This window comes from Frondihabitans sp. PAMC 28766, from assembly GCF_001577365.1.
Classification (GTDB): Bacteria; Actinomycetota; Actinomycetes; order Actinomycetales; family Microbacteriaceae; genus Frondihabitans.
In genome coordinates, this window is record NZ_CP014513.1 from 225,362 (window position 1) to 248,999 (window position 23,638).

The following is a 23,638-nucleotide window of genomic DNA, read 5'->3' on the forward strand; positions in this document are numbered from 1 at the left end:
AGCGGGCCGTCCCGGCGCGCTGGCGCCTCGCGACGCGCGGCGGGCAAGGCGGGTGGCAGGCACACAGCCAGCGGCGGCGCTAGCGGCTCTCGAAGAGCAGGCCCAGCGCGTACGTGACGGCGGCCGCGCCATAGCCGATCGCGAGCTGCCGCAGGGCCCCGCGCAGGGGCGAGGTGCCCGAGAGCAGGCCGGCGATGGCGCCGGTGCCGACGAGGGCGAGCCCCACGAGCACGGCTGCGACGACGATCGCGACGAGGCCCGTCGCCCCGAACAGAATCGGGATGAGCGGGATGATCGCGCCCGATGCGAAGCACAGGAAGCTCGAGAACGCCGCGGTGAAGCCCGAGCCGATCGCCTCGTGCTCGTCGACCACGCTCGCCGCCGCAGACTCGGCGTCGGGAGGCGAGGTGACGGGCGCGGCCAGCAGAGCCGCCGGATCCTGCGCCGGAATCGACCCCGTGCGCACCTGCAGAGCGGCCAGCACCTCGCGAGCGTGCTCGTCGGCCGAGGCCTCGTCCATGCCGCGAGCCCGGTAGACGAGGGCGAGCTCGTTGGCGTCGACGTCGAGGTGGGGCAGCACCTGCTGCGCCTCGGGGTCGGGCGCCGAGGCGGCCAGCAGTTCGCGCTGCGACGTGACCGACACGTATTCGCCGGCGCCCATCGAGAGGGCGCCGGCGAGCAGCCCCGAGAGACCCGTGACTAGCACGACCGTGTGCGAGACGCCCGTGGCGCTCACACCCAGGATGAGGGCGAGGTTCGAGACGAGACCGTCGTTCGCGCCGAACACGGCCGCGCGGAACCCTCCCGACAGCCGAGACCGCCCGCGCTCGGCGAGACCGCGCACGACCTCGCCGTGGATGCGCTCGTCGGCGGCCATGGCCTCGGTCGCATCGGCGTCGGTCTCGTAGGGCGAGCGGCCCTCGGCGCTCTGCACGAGAGCGAGCACGAAGATCGAGCCGAAGCGACGGGCGAGAACACCCAGGATGCGGGTGCGCAGGTCGGTGCCGGCGGGTCGCCCCACGCGGTCGCCCAGCAGGTCGCGCCAGTGCTGCTCATGGCGCCCCTCGGCCTCGGCCAGCGCCAGCAGAATGGACTGCTCTTCACCCGAGCGCCGGCGCGCGAGGTCGCGGTACACGGCCCCTTCGGCCCGCTCGTCGGCGAGGTAGCGCCGCCAGCGGCGGAGGTCGGCCGGTGATGGTTTTCGGATGGCGCCCTGCGCCGGAAGAGGTGCCGTCATTCGAGCTCCAGGTCGGTGTGTATTCAAGGGTAGCGGAGGCCGACGATCCCGATTCGGGGGTGCTATCACGGGGGCGTGCTAGATACGCTGCCTGGCGACGCGCTGACCTCGTCCGGCTCCGGCCTCGACCTCGGCCCCGCGGGCGCGCGGGCGCGCTCGAGCAAGTCAGTCGAGTCGCTCCCACTCGGGGGTTCTCCGCGGCAGTTGTCCACAGATTGGTGGAGGCCCACGTCCAGGGCCGCGAGGCCGGTTACCTTGGTGAGCAGACAGTGAACGTGCTCGACCTGAACGTGGTTCTGGCACAACTGAAGGGCTGAGTGCGGCTCGGGTCGGGTCGCTGTCACTCGTCGATTTCGTCAGAAGGGAGGGTGCCGTGAAGAAGGGCCGATTGCGCGTCCTGCTCGGCGCCGCCCCCGGCGTGGGCAAGACCTACGCGATGCTCGAAGAGGGCGCCAGGATCTCGTCGGAAGGGCGAGACGTCGTGGTGGCGGTCGTCGAGACCCACGGCCGCGCGGCGACCGCCTCCCTCCTCACCGGGCTCGAGGTGCTCCCCCGCGTCACCTCGACCCACCGCGGCGTCGACCTCGACGAGATGGACCTCGCCGGGGTGATCGCCCGCCACCCCGACGTCGCCCTCGTCGACGAGCTCGCCCACACGAACGCCCCCGGCAGCGAGCACGAGAAGCGCTGGCACGACGTCGAGTCACTGCTCGAGGCCGGGATCGATGTCATCTCGACCGTCAACGTGCAGCACATCGAGTCGCTGAGCGACGTCGTCGAGCAGATCACCGGGGCGCCGCAGCGCGAGACCGTGCCCGACGCCGTGCTGCGCGCGGCCGACCAGATCGAGGTGATCGACCTCGCACCGCAGGCCCTCCGCGACCGGCTCGCCGAGGGCAACGTCTACCCCGCGGCCCGCGTCGACGCGGCGCTCTCCAACTACTTCCGGCTCGGCAACCTCACGGCCCTCCGCGAGCTCGCTCTGCTCTGGCTCGCCGACGAAGTCGACTCCGCGCTCAAGGCCTACCGGGCCGAGCACGGCATCGACAGCAAGTGGGAGGCGCGCGAGCGCGTCGTCGTCGCGCTGACCGGCGGCCCCGAGGGCGAGACGCTCATCCGCCGGGGCGCCCGCATCGCCGCCCGCTCGGCCGGGGGCGAGCTGATCGCGGTGCACGTGAGCCGGCAAGACGGGTTGGCCGACTCGCATCCTGGTGCCCTCGCCGCGCAGCGCGCCCTCGCCGAGAAGCTCGGAGGCAGCTATCACCAGGTGCTGGGCGACGACATCCCGCGCACCCTGGTCGAGTTCGCCCGCTCGATGAACGCGACGCAGCTGGTGATCGGCGTGAGCCGTCGGGGCAGGATCGCCGCGGCGCTCACGGGCCCCGGCATCGGGGCGACCGTCATCCGCGAGTCGGGCGTCATCGACGTGCACATCGTCACCCACTCGAGCGCTGGCGGCGCCTTCACGCTGCCGCGACTCGGCGGGTCGCTGTCACGGGGGCGCCGAGTAGCCGGGCTCGTGCTCGCGCTGATCGGCGGGCCGCTGGTCACGTTGCTGCTGACGTCGTTCCGGTCGGACGACGCGCTGACGAGCGACGTGCTGGCGCTGCAGCTGCTGGTGGTCGTCGTGGCGCTCGTCGGCGGCATCTGGCCGGCGCTGTTCGCCGCCGTGCTCTCGGGGTTCACGCTCGACTTCTTCTTCGTGCAACCGCTGCACAGCATCACGATCGCTGCGCCGCTGCACCTGCTGGCACTCGCGCTCTACGTCGTCAACGCGCTGCTGGTGAGCTACGTGGTCGACCAGGCGGCACGCCGGTCGCGGTCCGCCGCGCGGGCCGTCGCCGAGTCCGAGCTGCTTGCGACGATCGCCGGCAGCGTGCTGCGCGGGCAGGACGCTTTGCAGGCACTGCTGTCGCGCACGCGCGAGGCGTTCGGGCTGACGAGCGTTCGCGTGGTGTCGGCCGAGGGCGAAGTGGTCGCGTCGGCGGGCGAGGGCGCGATGGTCGCGTCGGCGGGCGAGGCCAGTGGCGCGCCCGCCGAGATCCTCACCCGGGTTGCGGCCGGCGATCAGGGCACGCTCGAGCTGCGCGGGCCCGACGTCGGGGTCGCCGACCGCCGGCTCGTCGGGGTCGTCGCCGCTCAGGTCGCCGCGGCCCTCGAGCACAGCGCCCTCGCCCGCACCGCCGAAGAGGTCGCCCCGCTTGCGGCCGCCGACCAGATGCGCACAGCCCTGCTCGCAGCTGTCGGGCACGACCTCCGCCGCCCACTCGCCAGCGCGACCGCCGCCGTCTCGGGCCTCCGCTCGCCCGGCGTCGAGTGGTCGGCCGCCGACCGGGACGAGCTGCTGAGCACCGCACAGGAGAGCCTCGATTCGCTCGCCTCGCTCGTCACCGACCTGCTCGATGTGAGCCGGGTGCAAGCCGGGGTGCTGGCGGTCTCGCTCGACCGGGTCGACGTCGACGACGTGATCCTGGGCTCCCTCGACGAGCTCGGCATCGGGCCCGACCATGTCGAGCTCGCCCTCGACGACGTCCCAGCCGTCACCGCCGACGCCGTGCTGCTGCAGCGCGTCGTCGTCAACCTGCTCGACAACGCGCTGCGGCACGAGCCCGACCGGGCGACACCCGAGGGCAGCTCGCGCGTGCTCGTCTCGGCGAGCGCGTTCGGCGACCGCGTCGAGATCCGCATCGCCGACCACGGCCCCGGCATCTCGGCCGACCGGCGCGAACAGGTCTTCCAGCCCTTCCAGCGGCTCGGCGACACCGACAACACGACGGGCCTCGGGCTCGGCCTCGCGCTTTCGAAGGGCTTCACCGAGGGCATGGCCGGCACGCTCGAGGCCGACGACACCCCCGGCGGCGGCCTCACGATGGTGGTGTCGCTGCCGGCGACGGTCGCGCCCGCATCCGCCGCGGCTGCCCGCGAGCCTTACCTTGTCGGCTCAGCCGACCCTTCCGGTCAGGCTGAACCTACCGAAAAGATAGGGGAGGGCGACGACCGATGAAGATCCTCATCGCCGACGACGACCCGCAGATCATCCGCGCCCTGCGGGTGACCCTCGGCGCGCAGGGCTACGAGGTGATCACCGCGGCCGACGGCGCGCAGGCGCTGAGCCAGGCCATCGCCCACCACCCCGACGTGGTGATGCTCGACCTCGGCATGCCGCACCTCAACGGCATCGAAGTGATCGAGGGCCTGCGGGGCTGGTCGCAGGTGCCGATCCTGGTGGTCTCCGGTCGCACCGGCGCTGCCGACAAGGTCGACGCCCTCGACGCGGGCGCCGACGACTACGTCACGAAGCCCTTCTCGCTGGACGAGTTGCTCGCCCGCATCCGCGCCCTGACGCGCCGCGTCGTGGCCTCCCCCGACGAGCCCGCCACGTCGTTCGGCGACGTCGTCGTCGACTTCTCGGCGCGCAGCGTCTCGGGGCCGAGCGGCCTGATCCGCTTGACCCCCACCGAGTGGCGCCTGCTCGAGCTGCTGGTGCAGAACCCCGGCAAGCTCATCACCCGCGAGGCGATGCTGCAGCAGGTGTGGGGGCCGAACCACTCGCGCGACACCGGCTACCTCCGCCTCTACATGGCGCAGCTGCGCAAGAAGCTCGAGCCCGTCCCCGCCGAGCCGCGCTACCTCGTCACCGCGCAGGGCATGGGCTATCGGTTCGTCCCCGGCGCCTGAGCCGGCGGCCGCCGCCGCCCGCCGCCGCCCGCCAGCCGCCGCCGCCGATTGGGCAGTCGCGGCGATGTGGGCAGAAGTGCCGTCTTGGGCTGGCGCGAGGGTCGGGGTACGGTCGAGGGGTACGAGGGGGGTTCCGCCGATGTCCACGTTCCGCGTCACGCCCGAGGGGCTCGAGGCGACGGGTGCGCACTTCGCGTCGGCTCTCGCCGAGTTCGACTCGCGCGTCACCGCCGCGAACGCCGCCGTCGCCGGCCTCGTCGGCTCGGGCTGGTCGGGCCGCGCGGCCGACGGCTGGCCGGGGCTGGGCAGAGGTCATCGACGGTGTCGGCGAGGTGCAGGAGGCGCTGGCCGGCATGGCCCGGCTTCTGCCCGAGGCAGCCGCGCTCTACGCCACCACCGACGAGACCGTGGCCGCCGACTCTACACGAGACGCCGATCCGGGCGCCGGCACGGGGGCATCCTGATGCCCGCCTACGAGGTCGACCTCGATCAGCTCGACACGGTCCGTCACGACGTGCAGAACCTCGTCGACTACTGCGAGTCGCTGCGCGCCGAGATCCGGCAGGCCGCAGCGTCGCTCACCGACTTCGAGTGGACAGGATCAGCCTCGGCGCAGTTCGACGCCCTGCAGCAGACCTGGCAGGATGGCGCCGCGAAGATCCAGGCGGGCCTCGCCGTCATGACCGCGAACGCCGCGGCGAGCCACGCCAACTACTCGGCCGTTCAGGCCGCCAACGCTCGCCTGTGGGGCCGGTGATGCGCCGATGACCACCGTCAAAGTCACCCCGGGCGCCTATACCGACGTCGCGAACACGCTCGACGACGCGGTGCGAGCCCTGCGCTCGCACGTTCACGACGCCTCAGGATCCCTGGCGGGCACCGCCTCGATGTCCGGTTCGGACATCCACGGGCGCAAGTGGGGTTCCGACTATGACAAGGGCGCGCGTGCGATGTTCCGCGCCCTCACCTCCATGTCGGGGGCGATGGCACGGGTCGCCGCGGCCGTCCAGTTGACGGGCGAGAACCACGACGCCGCCGAGGCCGCGTCGTCGGGGAGCGCCGCAGCCTCGCCGAAGGGCACCAGCTCGCTCGGCGACTCGTTCTCGCCCCCGCCATCGGCGATCGGCGGCGACGGCAAGGCGAAGCCGCACGGCTGGGAGCTCGTCGCGGCCGTCGTCGAGTCGGTCTGGCCGACCGCCGACGTGATCCGGATGGGCCAGGCCGCCGCGGCCTGGTCGTCACTCGGCGATGGCCTGCGGTCTGTTCGGTCGCAGTACGTCACCGACGCCGCCGCCCCTCTCGACGCGATGAAGTCGTCCGAGCTGCCCGGGCTCCGCGACACCGTCAGGCAACTGAGCTCGCAGCTGACCAAGCTCGCCGAGTTCTGCGATTCCATGCAGTCGTTCCTGATCAAGATGATCGCGACCGATGTCGGGGCCTGGGCTGCGGTCGGCGCGATCCTGGCCACGCTGGCGGCGGCGGTGGCGGCGACGAGTGGCGCCGGCCTCGCCTTCACCCCGGTGACGTTCGGGCTGTCCGACCTGGCGGCGGCCGGCGCCGATGCCGGCGAGATCGCCACGGCCAGCGGCGCCGTCCTCGCCGAGGGCGCCGCCCTCGAGGCGCTCGTCGCGACCGAGACGGCAGCCGTCGAGACCGCTGTGCTCGAGGCCAGCGAGGCCTTGATCGCCGAGATCGAGTCGATCTTCGAGACGATGGTGATCGAGGACCCGGTGCTGACGCAGGTCGGCGTCCTGCCGTGGCTCGGGGCCGGGACCGGGGCTGCCGGGTTGCTTGCGCCCATTGCGCCGCCGACGGTGCCGCAGATGCTCGTTCCGGATAAACCACCCGCCCGCAACGACCCCATCCGCATCCCCTATACGTTGCCCAGCGGGGAAGCCGAGGAGGCAGAAGGAAAATCGATCGGTCAGAAACAGCCGACGAAGCGCGACAGGACGCTCGTGCTCTACTACAAGAACGACTGGGATACGAATCAGAACGCCGAGGCTAGCAAGAAGGCCGCACAGTTGGACGCCTTTGCCGCCATGGGCCAGTTGATCGCGACGCCTGTATCTCTTGCCGCTCGAAACGTTAACCAGCGGGCGATCTACAACCGGAGCCACGGCCTTCCCGCGGGGACGAAACACCCGAATAGAGACGTGGATCACATCCACGAGTTGCAGCTCGGAGGAAATGCCGTCGACCCTGGCAACCTCCAACTACTTGACCCGAGCGTCAATCAGAGCATCGGAGCTCAGATCGCCTCACAGATCCGTCGCGACGGCGGCGTCGGCACGAAATACACTCGCGTGATCATCATCGATCCACCACAAGGGATGATCGTCCCGTCGGGCGATCCGAACGGACCCAAATAAAGTGGTTCCGATGAACGACCCCTCGAATCGGCCTTTTTCGGACCGCGACGTTCACGATGCCCTGGCGCAAGCGGACGCGCAGCATGGTGCTGAGATCGCGAAGATCCTCGATACGACGAGTTTGAGGCTTCCAAAACCTGTCGTGACTGAACTGAACCGAACGCGCAAAGGATTGAAGTTTTCGAAGACCGAGAGTTTGGTCAGTCTCGAGCACGATCTCCTCCTGATGCGCATTTATGGCTCGTGGCCCCGGGTCGTTAGGGCTATCGACCGCATCATGGGCATGCCCCTCCTCCCGGCTCCTCCATTCGAACCTCTGAGAATGGCCGTCCACGATGCGCTCTGGCATGCGGACCGGACTGGGGACAACGACCTCACCACGCGTTTGAGGCGATTCGTCGAGGACGACGATTATGAGCCACAATTCCTCGACGAAGACTCCGTGCTCTTTGCGCATCCGCTCGACGATCCCCATTGGAGGCTGGCTCTGGGGCTCGAGAAGAGAGCGGGTGCGTATGTGCTGCCGCCGGCCGCCCGAATGGACCCGTTCCTCCGAGATCTTTCCTTGCTTTCGACGATCTGGGCCTACGGCGGCTCGCCCGTCTGGCCGATGGACCGCCTCGAGCACGAGCGTGCCCGCCTCGAAGCCGGCCTCCTCGCCCTGCCGGGCATGAGCAAGACCACGTGAGCACTGTGAGCGGCAACGCAGGAGACGATGCCGGCTTGAACTCCCGTGAACGGCATGAGCCCGTGAGCGAGGAGGCCTTCACCGAATCAGCCAGCCGAGACGTGGCGACCATTTTCGCCGAGGCAGACCACGAACATGCATCCGCTATCGAGTCGGCGATCGACCCCACCGGCCTGGATCTGCCTAAAGTCGCGCTGTCGATCGTCAAGCGGAGCGCCAAGTCGGTCTCGTTCGCGAAGCCGAAGTCCATGACCGACCTGCACAATGCGCTGCTGACCCTCCGAGTCCTCGGGCACTGGGACGTCGTTCTTCCCGTCGTGCAGCGAATCGCATCAGTGCCGTTCCTCGGTTGGGGCTACTTCGACACGCAGCGCGGAATCGTCCACGAGGCCCGGTGGTACGCAATGCGTTCAGGTGCGGCGTCGATCTCGGAGGCCCTTGCCAAGAACGTCTACGAACCGGCCGACTGGGTGCCCGACGTTCGCGACGGGGACACTGCAGGCTTCGCACGTCCCCTCGACGACCCGAGGTTGCGTGGCCCACTCGGCCTCGACCCCGCCTACGACGGTCTGAAGGCGACTCCCGGTGAGCGACCCCAGTTCTTCTTCCAAGACCTTTTCCAACTAGCTCTGATCTGGGCCTGCGGCGGCTCTCCCGTCTGGCCCATGGACCGCCTCGAGCACGAGCGTGCCCGCCTCGAAGCCGGCCTCCTCGCCCTGCCGGGCATGAGCCCGTGAACGACGAAGCTTTCACCCGATCAGTCAGCCGAGATATGGCGAGCATTCTCGCCGCGGCAGACCGCGATCACGCATCCGCCATCGATTCGGCGATCGACCCCACCGGCCTGAATCTCCCTAAAGTCGCGCTTTCGATCGTCAAGCGGAGCGCCAAGTCGGTCTCGTTCGCGAAGCCGAAGTCCAGGACGGACCGGCACAATTGAACGACCCCTCGAATCGGCCTTTTTCAGCTATCTTGGCCGCCGCGAATCACAATCAGAGGCCGGCATTAAAATCACTGGATGCACCCGACGGACTTCTACTGCCCGCCATCGTCGATGCCAGGTTGAGGCGCAATGCCCCCGCCGTCGACTTCACCCAGTCGAGCTCGATGGTCGGCCTCAAGGGCGACCTCCTGCTTCTGAGGCTCTATGGACACTGGGATCGAGCGTTCCCGGCCGCGCAGCATGTAGCCTCCGTGCCCTGGATGAACTGGGGCCAGTTCGAAGTCCTCCGAATGATCGTGCACGATGTCCGCTGGGCCGCCGCTCGCGAAGGCGACCTGGATTCGGTTGCGAAACTTGGCGAGCACGCTTTCGATGACGATTATCGGCCTCTCTTCATGGAAAAGGAGGGCCTGCCGTTCAAGCGCCCCCTCGATGATCCGAAACTGCGCCGCTCATTGGGCCTCGACCCGTCTCCCGGCTCGTTCATCCTGCCACCGCCGAATCGAATCACTCCCTTCCTCAACGATCTCTCCTTACTGGCAATGATCTGGGCCTACGGCGGCTCTCCCGTCTGGCCGATGGACCGCCTCGAGCACGAGCGCGCCCGCCTCGAAGCCGGCCTTCTCGGCCTTCCCGGCATGAGCTGACCCGTAGGGTGGACGGATGAGGAGACCACGATGCTGACGCCCGACGCCGACGTCTTCGGCGACCTGACCCCGTGGCATCCTGCGCCCCTCGGCGGTGTCTTCGCCGATGCGAACTACTGCGGGCGGTCGTTCGACGAGGGGCTGCTGCGCTTCCACAACGCCGACACCGGGGCCGAGGGCGGCGAGCTCGTGCGAGCGGCGTTCGGCGACGACGTCGCGCTGGGCACTGCGTTCTTCGCGATCGACTGGCGGGGGCGGCAGTACGGCGCGGTGCCGCCGAGCACTCCGCAGGCCGACCCGCTGATCGTGGTGGCCGACGTCGGAACGGGCGTGCTCGAGCCGGTCGCCGGCCTGAGCGACTTCATCGGATTCCTCAACGGCGACGGGGCGGCCGCAACGTTGGGTGCGGGGGCTTACGCCGAGTGGCGCGCGGCCAACGGCACGGCCGGGCAGGATGCAGAGCAGCTCGCGTTCGACGAGTGCCTGAGCTACATCCACCCGCTCTTCCTCGGCGGAACGGACGACACCGCCAATCTCGAACGCACCGACGTCAGCGTGCACTGGACGGTGCTCGGCCAGGTCTTCGCAAAGACCCGCGGCCTGCCCGAGGGCACGCCCATCCGGAGCGTCGGCGTCGACCCCGAGAGCTGACGGCGCGGTGCCCGACACAGGTGCCGTGCGATTCGTCGGCGTCGACCTCGCCTGGGGCGAGGGCACGGCGGCGAAGCCGGCCAACGAGACCGGGCTCTGCGTCATCGATGAGCACGGCACCGTGCAGGGCGCCGGCTGGGCTCGCGGCATCGAGGCCGTCGCCGACTGGATCCTGACGGCCGTCGGCGAGAGCCGCGCGATCGTGGCCGTCGACGCGCCGCTGGTCGTGCCCAACGCCACCGGCATGCGCGAGGGCGAGAAGCAGGTCGGCCGGGCCTACGGCCGCTGGAAGGTGTCGGCGAACGCGACGAACCAGGCGCTGAAATGGCTCGGCGGGGTGACGCTGCGCGACCGCCTCGAAGAGGCGGGTGCCGTCGTCGTCTCAGGGCGTCACGATCCTGCAGCCCAACGGCCTCGGGTCTCGCTGGTCGAGTGCTACCCCTACACGACGCTCGTCGGCATGAACGAGCTCGGCTACGACGACGAGCGCCCCCGCTACAAGCGCCTGCCCCGAGGAGTACCCCCGGTCGAGGCTCGAGCCGCTCGGGCCATCGCCACCGACGACCTGATCGCCCGCCTTGCGCGGCTCGACACCGCCGACCCGCCGCTGCGGCTCGCCTCGCACCCCGTGACGGCCGAGCTGCTCACGTCGCCGACCCCGCTGGCGGGCCCGGCGCACAAGCACCGCGAAGACCTGATCGACGCGGCCCTGTGCGCGTGGACGGCGGCGATCCTGCACCGCCACGGCGAGGCCCGCGTGCAGCTGCTCGGCCTCGATTCACCGATCGACGCGCAGGATGCCACCGGTCGCCCGGCCGTGATCGTCGCGCCCGCGCGCCCGTCGCAGCGCCTGCCGCGGCCCGGCCCCGCCGGCTAGAGCCGCTTCTCCATCCGCCACTCGAGGCCGCCGGGCTCGAGGTCGTAGGTGAGGCGTCGGCCGGTGTCGCGAAAACCTTGTCGCTCGTAGAAGCGGATGGCTCGGGGATTGTCTTCGTGCACGTCGAGCTCCAGTGTGGGGCCGAACCCGCGCGCCCACTCTTCGACGGCTGCGAGCAGGGCATCGGCCACCCCGGCATCCTGCCCTCGAAAATCGGGGGTGACGTAGACGCCGACGAGCAGGGGGCCGGCGCCCGGCGGGATGTAGCCGGCCATGACGCCCGCCCACCGCATCGTCGCGTCGTCGATGGCGACGAACGAGGCCTGGTTGGGCTCGTGACCGCGGCGAGCGCGCATGCGCCACTCCGGCTCGGCCCGTCGTGAGGCGGTGTCGAACGTCTCGCCGAAGGCGATCGGCGTGTCGGCGAGCATCTCGAGGCGGATGGCGCGGAGGTCGCGCCAGTCCTCTTCGACGAGCGAGCGGATGGTCACGGTGCTGCGGCGCATGCCTCCACCCTACGGGCCGCCGAGAGTGCGGAAACCGCGACCCACGACGAAAGTGAGCGGCGAGTTGCGCACTCTCAGCGGGCGGGTTCGGGCCGAGTTCAGGCCACCCGCGAACGCACGAGGGTGAACGACGCGTCGCGCACGATGAGGGTCGACACCGGGGTCGCCACGGCCTGCTCGGGGTCGCTCGACAGCGCGAGCTCCCACTCGAGGTCGGGGGCCAGCGGCAGCGTGAACTCGACGCCGTTGCCCGCCGCATTCATCAGCAGGGCGAACGTGTCGGCCCCCTCGCGACCGACGACGAACATGACGGCGCGGTTTTCGGGATCCTGCCAGTCGGCCTCCTCGAACGGGTTCGCGTCGGCGCGCAGCACCTCGACCCAGCGCAGCTTCGAGGCCTCGGGGGCGGTGCGGAACCAGGTCGGTCGCAGCGCCTGGTTCTCGCGGCGCAGCTCGAGCAGCGACGTCGTGAACGCGAGCAGATCGTGGTCGACCGCAGACCAGTCGAACCACGAGGTCTCGTTGTCCTGGCAGTAGGCGTTGTTGTTTCCGCCCTGGGTGCGCCCGATCTCGTCGCCGCCCAGGATCATCGGCACGCCGGCCGACAGCAGCACCGTCGCCATCAGGTTGCGCTGCTGTCGGGCGCGCCACTCGGTGACGCCCGCGTCGTCGGTCGGCCCTTCGACGCCGCCGTTGAACGAGTTGTTGTCGTCCGACCCGTCCCGGCCGTCCTCGCCGTTGGCCTCGTTGTGCTTCGACGTGTACGAGACGAGGTCGCGCAGCGTGAAGCCGTCGTGCGCCGTCACGAAGTTGACCGACGCCAGCGGCGAGCGGCGGTCACCCTGATAGACGTCGGGGCTGCCCATGACGCGCTGCGAGAAGGTGCCGAGCACGTCGCCCTCGCCCCAGTATTGGCGGGTGTCGTCGCGGAACTTCCCGTTCCACTCCGACCAGTCGGCGGGGAAGCCGCCGACCTGGTACCCCGCGGTGTCCCACGGCTCCGCGATGAGCTTGACCGAGTTCAGCACCGGGTCCTGGTGGCAGAGGTCGAGGAAGGCGGAGTGCTTCTCGGCGTCGCCGTCCTGTCGCGTCAGCGTGGTCGCGAGGTCGAACCGGAAGCCGTCGACGTGCATGTCGGTGACCCAGTAGCGCAGCGAGTCCATGATCAGTCGAAGGGCCGCGGGGTGCCCGACGTTGAGGCTGTTGCCGGTGCCGGTCGTGTCGAAGTAGTGGCCCTGGTCACCGTCGACGAGCCGGTAGTAGGAGGCGTTGTCGATGCCCTTGAACGACAGCGTCGGGCCCTCGTGGTTGCCCTCGGCGGTGTGGTTGTAGACGACGTCCATGATCACTTCGAGGCCGGCGGCGTGCAGCGCCTTGACCATCGACTTGAACTCCTCGACCTGCTGGCCGCCCTGCCCCGACGACGAGTACTCGTTGTGCGGCGCGAAGAAGCCGATCGTGTTGTAACCCCAGTAGTTCGACAGCCCCTTGTCTTTCAGGGTGTCGTCCTGCACGAACTGCTGCGTCGGCAGCAGCTCGACGCTGGTCACGCCCAGATCGGTCAGGTGCTTGAGGGCGGCAGGATGCGAGAGCCCCGCGTACGTCCCGCGGATCTCCTCGGGCACGTCGGGGTGCAGCTTCGTGAACCCCTTGACGTGCACCTCGTAGACGACGGTGTCGTGCAGCGGCACGTGCGGCCTCGTGTCGCCCGACCAGTCGAACGACGCGTCGGTGACGACGCACTTCGGCATCGACGTGGCGGAGTTCTCGTCGTTGCGGGTCAGCTCGTCGCCGAAGTCGTGCGAGAACAGCGGCTGCCCCCACTCGAAGCCGCCTTCGACCGCGCGCGCGTGCGGGTCGAGCAGCAGCTTGTCGACGTCGTGACGCAGACCCCGCGCAGGATCCCACGGCCCGTCCACGCGCAGCCCGTACCGTGTGCCGACACCGATGTCGGCCACGAAGCCGTGGAAGACGTAGCCGGTGCGATCGGTCAGCCACGTGCGCTTCTCCTCCCCCTCCTCGTCGAAGGCGCAGAAGTGCACCGCCTCGGCCGTCTCGGAGTAGACCGCGACGCTCACGCCGCCGTCCACGAGAGTCACGCCGAGCGGGTAGGGGTAGGAGGTTGTCATGCCTCCAGTTGTACGGGGTCGCGGCTGAAGACGCCCGAACCGCTTTTTGTCCCCCGACACGCCCTCATTCCGAGCCCCTTGATACCGACCCGTGGCACTCTGACGTCATGGACAACGAGAGTTCTGCACAGCACGACGACCCGTCGCTCGTCGACACCGTTCCGATCAACCTCGCCGAGCTGCGCCAGCTGCTCGACGAGGGCGGCTCCCCCGCGCTCTGACCGCTCCTCCCCACCTCGCTGCCGATACGCTCGGGGGGTGCCCCCACTGCCTCCGGCCCCCTGCGCATCGCGCTGATCTGTCTCCACACCTCGCCCGCATCGGACCCGGGGATCGGCGACGCCGGCGGCATGAACGTCGTCGTGCGCAACCAGGCGGTCGCCCTCGGGGTGCTCGGGCACACCGTCGACGTGTTCACGCGCCGCTCGTCGCTGTCGCAGCCCGACGCCACCGAACTCGGCGAGAACGTCACGCTGCACTTCCTCGACGCGGGCCCGCCCGAGCCGCTCGCCAAGGGCGAGCACGAGAAGTACATGGACGAGTTCGGCCTCGCTCTCGACGCGTTCGGGCCGTTCGACATCGTGCACTCGCACCACTGGTTCTCGGGGGTCGCGGCGCTGCCGTTCGCGCGCCGGCGCGGCATCCCGCACCTGCAGAGCTTCCACAGCATCGCCGCCGACCCGGCATCGCCCCTCTCAGAGGGCGAGCGCCCCGAGTCTCCCGGCCGCCTCGCCGGCGAGGCCCGGCTGGCCAAGGAGTCCGACGGCGTCATCGCCATCAGCGCCGCGGAGGCCGACACCGTCGTGAAGCGACTCGGCGCCCGCGTCGACGACGTCAGCGTCGTGTCCCCCGGCGTCGACTCCGTGCTCTTCCACCCCGGCACCCGTGCGGAGACGTCGTACGTCGTCGTCGCGGGCCGGCTCGACCCACTCAAGGGCTTCGATCTGGCGATCGCCGCGATCGCCCTGGTCCCGCCCGAGCTGCGCCCCGAGCTCGTGGTCGCGGGTGAAGAATCGGTCGACTACCTGCACTATCCGGCCGAGCTCCGGGCGTTGGCCGAGGCGAAGGGCGTGGCATCCTGCGTCCGCTTCGTGGGCCCGCAGTCGCGGGTCGATCTCGCCAAGCTGCTGCGCGAGGCGGCTCTCGTGCTGATCCCGTCGCACTCCGAGACCTACGGGCTCGTGGCGCTCGAGGCCGCCGCGTCGGGCACCCCTGTCGTGGCCGCCGCTGCGGGAGGCCTGCGCGAGGCCGTCGTCGACGGCGTCACTGGCATCGTGCTGGCGTCGCGCGAACCCGGCGTGTGGGCAGACGCGCTCAGCAGGATCCTGGAGTCGCCGGCCCTGTCGTCGTCGCTCTCGACCACCGCGCGCGTCCGTGCCACGGGGCTGAGCTGGCCGCACTCGGCCGACGGTCTCGTGGCGGTGTATCGCGGGGCTCGGGTGGCAGGCTGACGCTCTTCGACTGCGAGCTCGCCTGCCGCGCAGGTTCGCGCCCGAATGCGACAAGTGCACGCGTTTTTCGGGGTGCCCTTGTCGCATTCGGGAGCGGGCCGGGCGTGTGCCCGCCGATCGGACGCCGGGATCATGCGCAGAGCCGCCGTAGCGAGAGCATCGCCAGGAGCACCGCGACGAGGAGGCCCGCCAGCAGGGCGACGGGAAGCCCGACCGGTGGCATGGCCAGGCTGACGATCGCCACCGGCAGCGCACTGCGGCACACCCACCCGATGAACACGGCGCTCGAGACGTCACCGGCCGGTGTCGGCACAGGGGTGGAGACCCAGAGCGGGGCGGCCCCGCTGTTCGCCGTCCAGGCACGGGCGGCCAGTGCCACGAGGGTGATGCCTGCGCCGATGAACGCCGTCGCTGCCGGAGCGCCCAGCACCCCGGCTGCAACGCCTCCGCCTAGGCAGGCTGCCAGGAGGGCAAGCGCTGCGGGGACCATGAGGTGCGCGAGCCACTTCTGCGCGAACCCGCCCCTGTCGAGCGCATCGAGCCCGATGTGCTCCACGTGGTTGCGCAGCCCCGCCATCAGCGGCCCGACCGCCACCTGGGCGACAAGACCGCAGAAGAAGATCTCTGCCGGCTGCCGTTCGACAACCATGAGAGCGGATGCCAGCGCAACGACGACGCACGACAGGATCGCAGGGGCCGGCAGGCGCTCGATCCCGCGCAGATCCCGTCGGACGATGCGGCGGGCCAGCCCGGTCGAGAAGTCGAGGGGCCGTCCGCGCCGCCGAAAACGACTCGGCGACGGAGGCGGAAAGACGGCCTTGATATCGCCGACGACGACTCCAGCAGCGGAGGTGGCCCGCCGCTCTGCGTCGACCTCGAGCGTTGCGGCCGAGACGCCCTCGACGAGCCGGCCGACGAACAGGATGCCGACCACTCCGGCGGCGAGCGCGACGAACGCGACGGGAATCAGCGCCTGGGTGGCCCACTCGAACACGCTCCCCGCAATCCCGCCGCCGAGGGCACATGCCCCGATGCCCGCCGAGGCGAGACGGACGGTTCGTTGCGCAGCAGACCGGGAAGCCAGGATGGCCAAGGCCACGAGAACTCCGGCGGCCAGCCCCGCCGCGCCTGAGCAAGCCGTCGCGACGGGGGGTGCACCGGTTGCCAAAGAGAGACAGACCGCCAGGACGACTCCGATGCCGCCGGCGGCCACGGTTCGACGACGAGCACTCGAGGCGAGCACCATTCGAGTGCCGAACGGTCCTCGCACGAAGAAGTGCAGGGTTCGCAGATCGCACCCCACCGGCCCGAGCCAGCGCGGCGCGAACGGGGCCCCGGCGAGCAGGATGCCGGCGACCGCCATCCCGAGCCACGCAACGGCTTCGGTCGGCACCGGCTCGATGAACTGCCCGAGCAGCATCGTCACGACGCGAAGAGCCGGGTAGACCGCGACCCCACCGAGTGCCAGTGCCAGGTAGACGATCTCCAGTCGAGACCGAGCCGAGAGGATCCGTCGGCACGCGAGATCACGGAGCGCGCGGCGTCGTATCGGCGCCGGAGGTCGTCCTGACCGGATCGACTCGACCGGAAGAACGCGAGCGTCACGGAAGGTCGCCCGCGGTGGGCTCGCCCGACTCGAGATGGCCCGACCTCAAATCCACGACCGCATCGGCAACGGCCAGGCGAAGGCCCGCGTCATGGGTCGCGATGAGGATGCCCGCACCCGCGGCGGCCCGTTCTCGAAGCGCCTCCGCCAGCGCCACCCGACGCGCCTCGTCGAGGCGCTGCTCTGGCTCGTCGAGAACGATCAGGGCGGCCGGGCGATAAAGCGTGCACACCAGCCCGACGAGTTGGCGTTCGCCCGACGAGAGTTCGGCCGGAAACTGCTGAAGGATTCGCTCTGCCCGAAACCGCTCGACTACCGGCAGGAAATCGCCGGCTCTCGCCTCGCCACCCCAGCTCGCCTGGACGAGTTGAAGATGCCACGGACGGTGAGGTCTCGGTAGAGCGGTGCGGCATCGGTCAACGAGGCGATTCCCGGCTCGGATGCCCGTGCCTCGTCGCTCAGCCAGACAGTCCCGGTCGTCGGGTCGTCTCGGCCCAGCACCATCCGCAGCAGCGTCGTCTTGCCCGACCCGTTCGGCCCGACCAGTGCCGTCGCGCTGCCGCCCCGCACCTCGAACGACGTCGGACGCAGGATCTCGACGGTGCCGACTGTCTTCGACACTCGTTCGACAGAGAGCACCGAAGTCAGCGAAACCGGATGTGACATGACAATCCATTCTAAGCGAAGTGTTCCGCGGGTGGCGAGACCTCAGGAACGACGGCCTTCGCGCCTCCGAGGCTGTCGATCGTGAGGTCTCGCGCCCTAGGATCTCGGCATGAGCAAAGTCGTCGCGGTCGAATACGTCACCCTCGACGGGGTCTTCGAAGAGCCCGTGGTCGGGCCGTACTTCGGGCCCGAGCTGGCGAAGTTCCAGGCGGACAACCTCGAGGAGGCCGACGCCCTGCTGCTCGGCCGCGTCACGTACGAGGGGTTCTCGCAGGCGTGGCCGCAGATGGAGGCCGAGACGGGCGAGTTCGGCGTGAAGATGAACACGATGCCGAAGCATGTGGCCACCGCGACCCTCGACACGCTCGAGTGGAATGCGACGACGCTCGAGGGCGACGTCGTCACCGCCGTGACGGCCCTCAAGGCCGACGAGAGCACGGGCACCCTCCTGATCAACGGCTCGGGCGAGCTCTTCAACACGCTGAGCGAGGCGGGGCTCATCGACGAGTACCGCTTCATGGTCTTCCCCGTCGTCGTCGGCGCGGGCAAGAAGCTCTGGGCGCGACGGGGCGAACGCGCGCTGACGCTGAGGTCGTCGGTGACCACCGAGACGGGCACGGTCGTGTCGACCTATATGCCCGCAGCGACGCCCACCCAGGCCGCCGGCCCGGCAGCCTGATGGCCACGGTCGCGACCGCCCAGCTCGCCCCCTCCGTCACCGACCAGGCGAGCAACCAGCCGCGCGCCGTCGCCGCCCTCGAGGAGGCCCTCGGCAACGGGGCCGACATCGTGGTGCTGCCCGAGCTGGTCACCTCCGGCTACGTGTTCGAGTCGAAGGCCGAAGCGAGAGCCGCGGCGATCCGCCCCGACGACGAGATCCTGCAGCAGTGGTCTCGCCTTGCCGCCACCCGGCCCGACGCGGTCGTCGTGGGCGGCTTCGCCGAGCAGGGCGCCGACGGCGACGTCTACAACAGCGCGGCCATCGTCGACGGCACCGGAGTGCGGGCCGTGTACCGCAAGGTGCACCTGTGGGATCAAGAGAAGCTGTACTTCACTCCAGGATCAACGGCGCCCCCGGTGGTGCAGACGGCCCACGGCGCGCTCTCGACCATGGTCTGCTTCGACGTCGAGTTCCCGGAGTGGACCCGCCTGGTCGCCCTCGCCGGCGCCGAGATCCTGGCCGTGCCGACGAACTGGCCCTTCGCCCCGCGCCCTTCCGGCGAGCGTGTCGCCGAGGTACAGACAGCCATGACCGCGGCCCGCGTCAATCGGATGGCGATCGCCTGCGCCGATCGCTCGGGTGTCGAGCGGGGCGTGGCGTGGAACGAGGGCTCGAGCATCATCTCGGCCGACGGGTGGGTGCTGGCCGAGGTCGGGGCGGGCGAGGGGTTCGCCTACGCCGAGGTCGACGCCGCCGCCTCGCGCTCGAAGGGGCTCGGCGGCCTCGCCGACGCCTTCGCCGACCGTCGGCCCGATCTCTACGGCGGCGTCGCCGGCCCCTAACGGCGGCCCTAGCGGCGCGTCCGCGGCAGGAGGAAGCCGAGCACTAGCGGCACCAGCCCGAACGCCAGCACCCACCAGAACGTCTGCCCGAACGCCGCAGCGGCGGCCGCCGGGCTCGACCCGGCGCGAGACACCGCCCCCTCGAGCAGGACCGCGATCACGGTGACGCCGAACGGCGCCCCGACTCGCTGCACGATGCTGAAGGCCGTGCCGGCCCGCGGGATCTCCGCGTGCGTCAGATCGGCGAACGCCAGCGTCATGATCGTCATCAGCACCGCACCCGAGCCGAGGCCGAGCACGTACTGCCCGACGAGCTGCAGCACGTCGTGCCCCGACGCGCTGGCCATCGTGAAGGGCACGAGGCCGAGCATGGTCAGGATGCCACCGGTCACGACGATCCACTTCGGCTCGATGCGGCCCTTCAGCCGCCCGTTCAGCACGAAGTAGGTGACCGTGCCGAGCCCCTGGGGGATGAGCAGCAGGCCGGTGGCGAACGTCGAGTCGCCCCGGATCTGCTGATAGAAGAGCGGCAGCAGGAACATCGCCGAGTAGGTCGAAAAACCGCCGACGAACGTGATCACACCCGCGAGCCCGAAGCTGCGCCGCCGGAAGGGGCGCACGTCGACGAGCGGGGCCCGCCGTCTCACCCGCAGCGAGTAGACGACGAAACCGAGCACCAGGCCGACCCCGGCAGCCATCGGCCCCCAGGTGTCGAACGCGGTGAAGCCGCCGTCGCCCCCGGCCCGGCTGATGCCGTAGGCGAGGCCGACGAGCCCGGGGGTGAGCAGCACGAACCCGACGAGGTCGAAGGGGTGTGCCGCCCGCTCGGCACGCGAGAGCCCGTCGGCGGTCGGCAGCAGGCGCGGGGCGAGCACGAGGGCGGCCACGCAGAGCGGCACGTTGACGAAGAAGAGCCAGCGCCAGCTCACCGACGAGACGAGTGCGCCACCGATCACCGGGCCGAGGATCGGCCCGAGCTGGGCGGGAATGCCGATGGCGGCGATCGCCTTGCTGAGCCGCGCCGGGCCGGCTGCCCGCGTCAGGATCGTGATCGTGACGGGAAGCACCATGCCGCCGCCGACGCCCTGGAGCACGCGGAACCCGATGAGGCTCGGCAGGTTCCACGACAGCCCGCAGAGCACCGAGCCGAGAAGGAAGACGGCGACCGCGGCGGTCCAGACGCGTCGTGCCCCGAAGTGCTCGCTCGCCCAGCCCGTGATCGGGATGACGCCGGCGAGCGCCAGGAGATACCCGCTCGAGATCCACTGCGTCGATGCGACCGAGGCGTGGAAGACGACGTGCAGGTGGTCGAGGGCGACGTTGACGATCGTGGTGTCGAGGATGCTCGTGATCGCGCCGAGCAGCAGCACGACGCTGGTGATAGTGAGTCGGCGATCACTCACGAGGGCCGACGACGTGTCGACCGCCGATGCCGTTTCTGAGGTCTGAGTCATAATTTGTAAACTACACCGTGCAGTGTAGTTAAGTCGAGAGCCGATAGGATCAGCGCGTGACCACCGCTGCCGATCGACCCCTGAGGGCAGGATCAGCGGCCAAGCGCTCGGCGATCCTGACGGCCGCCCGCGACCTCTTCCTCGCCGACGGCTTCGAACGCACCAGCGTCGACTCGATCGCCGCAGCCTCCGGCGGGGTCTCCAAGCGCACCATCTACGACTACTTCGGCGACAAGAGCGCCCTGCTGCTCGCCGTGGTGGAGCAGTCGGTCGAAGGGCTCCTGACATCGGTCAAGGCGGCCGTCGACGACGAGCTCTCGGATGACGTCCGCACCCGCGCCGACCTGGAGGCGGCGCTGCACGCCTTCGTGGCCCGGGTCGCGGACACCACGCTCGGCTCGGCCGACTATGCGGCGCTGGTCGGGCTCGTCCGGTCGGAGGCCGCGCACCTGCCCGGACTCGCAGCACGCTGGACGGCACGCGAGCCCGAAGACCTGCTGGCCGAGCGGTTCGCCCACTTCGAGCAGGCCGGGCTGCTGCACGTGCCGAAGCCCCGCACTGCCGCCGATCAGTTCACCGCACTGACGTTCGGGCTGTCTCAGAGCGAGACGCCGCTCGCGATCGCCGTCCCCGGCAGCCGCCGTGAGGAGATCCTGCGCGACGGCGTCGAGGCCTTCATGCGGGCGTATGCGATCTGAGGCGGCCACCTGCACAGCTGTCGCGCGAGAGCTTGTTGCACCGATGGAGAGAGTGAGTGTACAGTCACTCACATGTCCACCACGAAGACACTCTCGACCGCAGAGGCCCGGCGCGACACCGCGATCGACTCCGCCGTCGAGGTCTTCGCGCGCACCGGCTACCTCGGCACGCCCGTCGCCGCGGTGGCCGAGCACGCGCGCATCTCTACCGCCTACGTCTTCAAGCTCTTCCCGAGCAAGGAGTCGCTGTTCGTGGCGGCCCTCGACCGGTGCTTCGACCGCATCGTCGACGCCCTCGAGGCGGGGGCGCACGCCGAGACCGTCGACCAGTCGCCGACCGGCATCCTCGACGCCATGGGCGCCGCCTACGCCGAGCTGATCGCCGACCGCTCGCTGATCATGCTGCAGGTGCACGCCCAGTCGGCCACCACGGTGCCCGAGATCGCCGCCGCCCTGCGGGCCGGCCTCGAGCGGGTCACCGAGTTCGCCTCGACCCGCTCGGGCGCCTCGGATGCGGCCGTGCAGCGCTTCCTCGCCTACGGGCAGCTCTGCCACCTCATCGTCACCGCCGGCATCGACGGCAGCGAGGGCCACTGGGCCGAGGTCGTCTCGGCCGGCATCAGCCACCCGTCGCCCCGCTAGCACCGCACCGCACCGCACCGCACCGACCCGCACCGCACCGCACCGAACAAGCAGGCCGCCCCTTTCCGCGGCCTGCATAGTGAGTGACCAGTCACTCTCAACCGAAGGAGATCACCATGAGCACCACCACCCTCGAAGTCGTCCTCCCCGGGCTCGTCGCCCCCGACGGCCTGATCCTGCAGCCCGGCTCGCTCGACGCACCCACGGCGGGCCGCATCGTCGTGCGCGTCGAGGCCACCGGCGTCTCGTCGGCCGAGAAGGCGATGCGCCGAGGTCGCTACTACGGACAGCCGAAGTTCCCGTTCGTGCCGGGCTACGACCTCGTCGGCCGCGTCGAGGCCGTGGGCGACGGCGTCGACCGCGCCTTCACCGGCCGTCGCGTCGCAGCTCTCACCCAGCACGGCGCCTGGGCCACCCACGTCGACATCGCGGCGCAGGACGCCATCGTGGTCGCCGAAGACGTGCGCCCGGCCGAGATCGAGACCCTCATCGTCAGCGGAGTCACCGCCTGGCAGATGCTGCACCGCGCGGCGAAGCGCCCCCTCGGCGCCGGCTCCACGATCGTGGTGCACGGGGCGAACAGCAGCGTCGGCGGCATCCTGGCCCAGCTCGCTCGGCGCGACGGCGTGCGCGTCATCGGCACGGCCTCACCTCGCCACCACGCGCAGCTGCGCGACAACGACGTCGAACCGCTCGACTACAACGACCCCGACCTGGGCGCAGCCGTGCGCCGGCTCGCCCCGGGCGGCGTCGACGCCGTGTTCGACAACGTCGGCGGTGCCGTGATGCACACGTCGTGGCGGATGCTCGCCCCCCGCGGCAGCCTCGTCTGCTACGCCATCATGTCGACGACGACGGGCGACGGCAGCATGGGCGCGGCCTTCGTCCGAGCCCTGGCGTGGAACGTGCTGCGGAGCGCCCTGCCGAACGGCCGCCGTGCCACGTTCTACAACATCTGGAGCCTCTCGAAGGCGCGGCCCGCGGTCTTCCGCCGCCGCCTGGCGCAGGATCTGACGGCCCTCGTCGACCTCGTCCGTCGCGGCGACCTGGTGCCCGACATCGCCGCCGAGCTGCCGCTGGCCGACGTGGTGGAGGCCCTCACCCTCGCCGAGTCGCGAACGACGTCCGGCAAGGTGATCCTGCTGCCGTAGCCCCCCGCTACTTCGACGGGGGCGAGACCCACACGTTGGGCGCCAGACGCTGCGACCCGGCGGGAGCCCTGACGCACGAGCGCCCGCCGCCGTCGTTCACGAGGGCGAACGTGCCGCCCGAGCCGCTGTCGCCCGCCTCGATGCTCACTCCCCCGGCGGCAGACGCCCCGCCGCAGCCGGAAGTCAGGCCACCCGATGCCGGCTCGTCGAGCAGCAGGCACACGGCGACGTCGGCGACGATCGGGGTGTCGGTCGCGCCGGCGGCCCGGAACGTGCCGGCGGGCAGCACGTCGGTCGACAGCCGCTGGCGGCGCAGGATCGCGAGGTCGTCGTACGGAAAGGCCGTCGGCGTGATCGGCCCCGCGATGGGAGACGGCGTCGAGCTGCCGATCAGAGACGCCAACGTGCCGCCGCCCGTCGACCCCGCCGCGTCGGGCGCGCGGAGGTACGGCCCCGCCACGATGAATGCGGCGGCGGCGACGACTGCCGCGACTCCCGCGGCTGCGGCGACCAGGCCGGCCACGCGCAGGCGGTGCCGCGAGGCTGTGACCGAGGGCCCAGGATCCTGCGCGCCGGTCTCGACGGCGGCGTCACGGCGCTGCTCGCCCGGCTCGCCGCCCGGCCGATAGCGTGCGTAGGCATCGGTGTCGTGCCCCCTGGTCATGCCCAGCCACTAGGGCCCGCCAGGCTTCCTCCGCCCCAGGCAGAAGTGCCCGGCCTGTGACGTCCGGGCGACGGT

At 70.5% G+C, this 23,638-nt stretch carries 26 protein-coding genes; 18 read left to right on the plus strand and 8 right to left on the minus strand.

All coding sequences use genetic code 11. From position 1 onward, the window contains the following. Positions 1-79 precede the first annotated feature (79 nt). A complete protein-coding gene (locus AX769_RS01050) occupies positions 80-1,237 on the minus strand; it encodes a VIT1/CCC1 family protein (protein ID WP_066274958.1) in 1,158 nt (385 codons plus the stop codon). Between AX769_RS01050 and AX769_RS22780 the strand changes: the two genes are divergently transcribed. The 12 genes from AX769_RS22780 to AX769_RS01105 all read left to right on the plus strand — a co-directional run bounded on the left by AX769_RS22780 (position 1,195) and on the right by AX769_RS01105 (position 11,093). Beyond that, complete coding sequence (locus AX769_RS22780; RefSeq protein ID WP_239452071.1) at positions 1,195-1,554, plus strand: potassium-transporting ATPase subunit C; 360 nt, start codon at positions 1,195-1,197, stop codon at positions 1,552-1,554. The two genes, AX769_RS01050 and AX769_RS22780, sit on opposite strands and share 43 nt — an antisense overlap. Before the next feature lie 56 nt (positions 1,555-1,610). Continuing rightward, positions 1,611-4,241, plus strand: coding sequence for an ATP-binding protein (locus AX769_RS01060; RefSeq protein ID WP_066274963.1), 2,631 nt, complete (start codon positions 1,611-1,613; stop codon positions 4,239-4,241). Continuing rightward, on the plus strand, positions 4,238-4,915 hold the full coding sequence (locus AX769_RS01065; protein ID WP_066274965.1) for a response regulator: 678 nt from the start codon (positions 4,238-4,240) through the stop codon (positions 4,913-4,915). The genes AX769_RS01060 and AX769_RS01065 overlap by 4 nt, the downstream gene beginning before the upstream one ends. Before the next feature lie 182 nt (positions 4,916-5,097). Then, a complete protein-coding gene (locus AX769_RS23550; protein ID WP_066274968.1) occupies positions 5,098-5,379 on the plus strand; it encodes a hypothetical protein in 282 nt (93 codons plus the stop codon). Continuing rightward, positions 5,379-5,672: a WXG100 family type VII secretion target gene (locus AX769_RS23555; protein ID WP_066274971.1), complete on the plus strand. Its 294-nt coding sequence runs from the start codon at positions 5,379-5,381 to the stop codon at positions 5,670-5,672. The genes AX769_RS23550 and AX769_RS23555 overlap by 1 nt, the downstream gene beginning before the upstream one ends. 7 nt (positions 5,673-5,679) lie before the next feature. Then, a complete protein-coding gene (locus AX769_RS01080) occupies positions 5,680-7,287 on the plus strand; it encodes a hypothetical protein (RefSeq protein WP_066274973.1) in 1,608 nt (535 codons plus the stop codon). A 10-nt stretch (positions 7,288-7,297) separates the two neighbouring features. Continuing rightward, positions 7,298-7,975, plus strand: a complete 678-nt coding sequence (locus AX769_RS01085; protein ID WP_157887375.1) for a hypothetical protein — start codon at positions 7,298-7,300, stop codon at positions 7,973-7,975. Beyond that, entirely contained in the window at positions 7,972-8,712 is a 741-nt protein-coding gene (locus tag AX769_RS01090; RefSeq protein WP_157887376.1) for a hypothetical protein, read from the plus strand. The genes AX769_RS01085 and AX769_RS01090 overlap by 4 nt, the downstream gene beginning before the upstream one ends. Beyond that, positions 8,709-8,915, plus strand: a complete 207-nt coding sequence (locus tag AX769_RS23560) for a hypothetical protein (RefSeq protein WP_157887377.1) — start codon at positions 8,709-8,711, stop codon at positions 8,913-8,915. Before AX769_RS01090 ends, AX769_RS23560 begins: the two co-directional genes overlap by 4 nt. A 32-nt stretch (positions 8,916-8,947) precedes the next feature. Next, positions 8,948-9,565, plus strand: a complete 618-nt coding sequence (locus AX769_RS01095; RefSeq protein WP_157887378.1) for a hypothetical protein — start codon at positions 8,948-8,950, stop codon at positions 9,563-9,565. Positions 9,566-9,595: 30 nt separating this feature from the next. Beyond that, entirely contained in the window at positions 9,596-10,216 is a 621-nt protein-coding gene (locus tag AX769_RS01100; RefSeq protein ID WP_066274987.1) for a T6SS immunity protein Tdi1 domain-containing protein, read from the plus strand. Between the two features lie 25 nt (positions 10,217-10,241). Beyond that, positions 10,242-11,093, plus strand: a complete 852-nt coding sequence (locus AX769_RS01105) for a DUF429 domain-containing protein (protein WP_066282990.1) — start codon at positions 10,242-10,244, stop codon at positions 11,091-11,093. On the opposite strand, the gene AX769_RS01110 is transcribed toward AX769_RS01105, so the two are convergent. After that, a complete protein-coding gene (locus tag AX769_RS01110; protein WP_066274988.1) occupies positions 11,090-11,599 on the minus strand; it encodes a GNAT family N-acetyltransferase in 510 nt (169 codons plus the stop codon). The two genes, AX769_RS01105 and AX769_RS01110, sit on opposite strands and share 4 nt — an antisense overlap. A gap of 98 nt (positions 11,600-11,697) precedes the next feature. After that, positions 11,698-13,728, minus strand: coding sequence for a glycogen debranching protein GlgX (glgX, locus tag AX769_RS01115; RefSeq protein ID WP_066274989.1), 2,031 nt, complete (start codon positions 13,726-13,728; stop codon positions 11,698-11,700). Positions 13,729-14,078: 350 nt separating this feature from the next. On the opposite strand from glgX, the gene AX769_RS01120 reads away from it, so the two are divergent. Beyond that, entirely contained in the window at positions 14,079-15,179 is a 1,101-nt protein-coding gene (locus AX769_RS01120) for a glycosyltransferase (protein WP_082763399.1), read from the plus strand. Positions 15,180-15,309: 130 nt separating this feature from the next. Here AX769_RS01120 and AX769_RS01125 read toward each other — a convergent pair whose 3' ends face one another. The 3 genes from AX769_RS01125 to AX769_RS01140 all read right to left on the minus strand — a co-directional run bounded on the left by AX769_RS01125 (position 15,310) and on the right by AX769_RS01140 (position 17,451). Next, on the minus strand, positions 15,310-16,605 hold the full coding sequence (locus AX769_RS01125) for a hypothetical protein (protein WP_157887379.1): 1,296 nt from the start codon (positions 16,603-16,605) through the stop codon (positions 15,310-15,312). Between the two features lie 175 nt (positions 16,606-16,780). Next, positions 16,781-17,107: an AAA family ATPase gene (locus AX769_RS01135; protein WP_369824110.1), complete on the minus strand. Its 327-nt coding sequence runs from the start codon at positions 17,105-17,107 to the stop codon at positions 16,781-16,783. Then, positions 17,098-17,451: an ATP-binding cassette domain-containing protein gene (locus AX769_RS01140; RefSeq protein WP_082763400.1), complete on the minus strand. Its 354-nt coding sequence runs from the start codon at positions 17,449-17,451 to the stop codon at positions 17,098-17,100. The genes AX769_RS01135 and AX769_RS01140 overlap by 10 nt, the downstream gene beginning before the upstream one ends. A 109-nt stretch (positions 17,452-17,560) precedes the next feature. Here AX769_RS01140 and AX769_RS01145 point away from each other — a divergent pair, with 109 nt between their 5' ends. Both AX769_RS01145 and AX769_RS01150 read left to right on the plus strand, forming a co-directional pair. After that, positions 17,561-18,130 (plus strand): dihydrofolate reductase family protein, encoded by a 570-nt coding sequence (locus tag AX769_RS01145; RefSeq protein ID WP_066275001.1) that lies wholly within the window; start codon positions 17,561-17,563, stop codon positions 18,128-18,130. Beyond that, entirely contained in the window at positions 18,130-18,954 is an 825-nt protein-coding gene (locus AX769_RS01150) for a nitrilase-related carbon-nitrogen hydrolase (RefSeq protein ID WP_066275003.1), read from the plus strand. Before AX769_RS01145 ends, AX769_RS01150 begins: the two co-directional genes overlap by 1 nt. Positions 18,955-18,962: 8 nt before the next feature. Here the strand turns inward: AX769_RS01150 and AX769_RS01155 are convergent, their stop codons facing one another. Next, entirely contained in the window at positions 18,963-20,408 is a 1,446-nt protein-coding gene (locus AX769_RS01155; protein WP_066275006.1) for an MDR family MFS transporter, read from the minus strand. 56 nt (positions 20,409-20,464) lie between these two features. Here AX769_RS01155 and AX769_RS01160 point away from each other — a divergent pair, with 56 nt between their 5' ends. The 3 genes from AX769_RS01160 (at position 20,465) to AX769_RS01170 (ending at position 22,899) form a co-directional block, all read left to right on the plus strand. Next, positions 20,465-21,106, plus strand: a complete 642-nt coding sequence (locus tag AX769_RS01160) for a TetR/AcrR family transcriptional regulator (protein WP_066275008.1) — start codon at positions 20,465-20,467, stop codon at positions 21,104-21,106. 72 nt (positions 21,107-21,178) lie between these two features. Continuing rightward, on the plus strand, positions 21,179-21,748 hold the full coding sequence (locus AX769_RS01165) for a TetR/AcrR family transcriptional regulator (protein WP_066275009.1): 570 nt from the start codon (positions 21,179-21,181) through the stop codon (positions 21,746-21,748). A 116-nt stretch (positions 21,749-21,864) separates the two neighbouring features. Beyond that, the gene (locus AX769_RS01170; RefSeq protein WP_066275011.1) at positions 21,865-22,899 is read left to right on the plus strand and encodes a zinc-binding dehydrogenase; all 1,035 of its coding nucleotides are present in this window, start codon (positions 21,865-21,867) and stop codon (positions 22,897-22,899) included. 7 nt (positions 22,900-22,906) lie between these two features. On the opposite strand, the gene AX769_RS01175 is transcribed toward AX769_RS01170, so the two are convergent. Then, positions 22,907-23,563 (minus strand): hypothetical protein, encoded by a 657-nt coding sequence (locus tag AX769_RS01175; RefSeq protein ID WP_066275014.1) that lies wholly within the window; start codon positions 23,561-23,563, stop codon positions 22,907-22,909. Between the last annotated feature and the right edge of the window lie 75 nt (positions 23,564-23,638).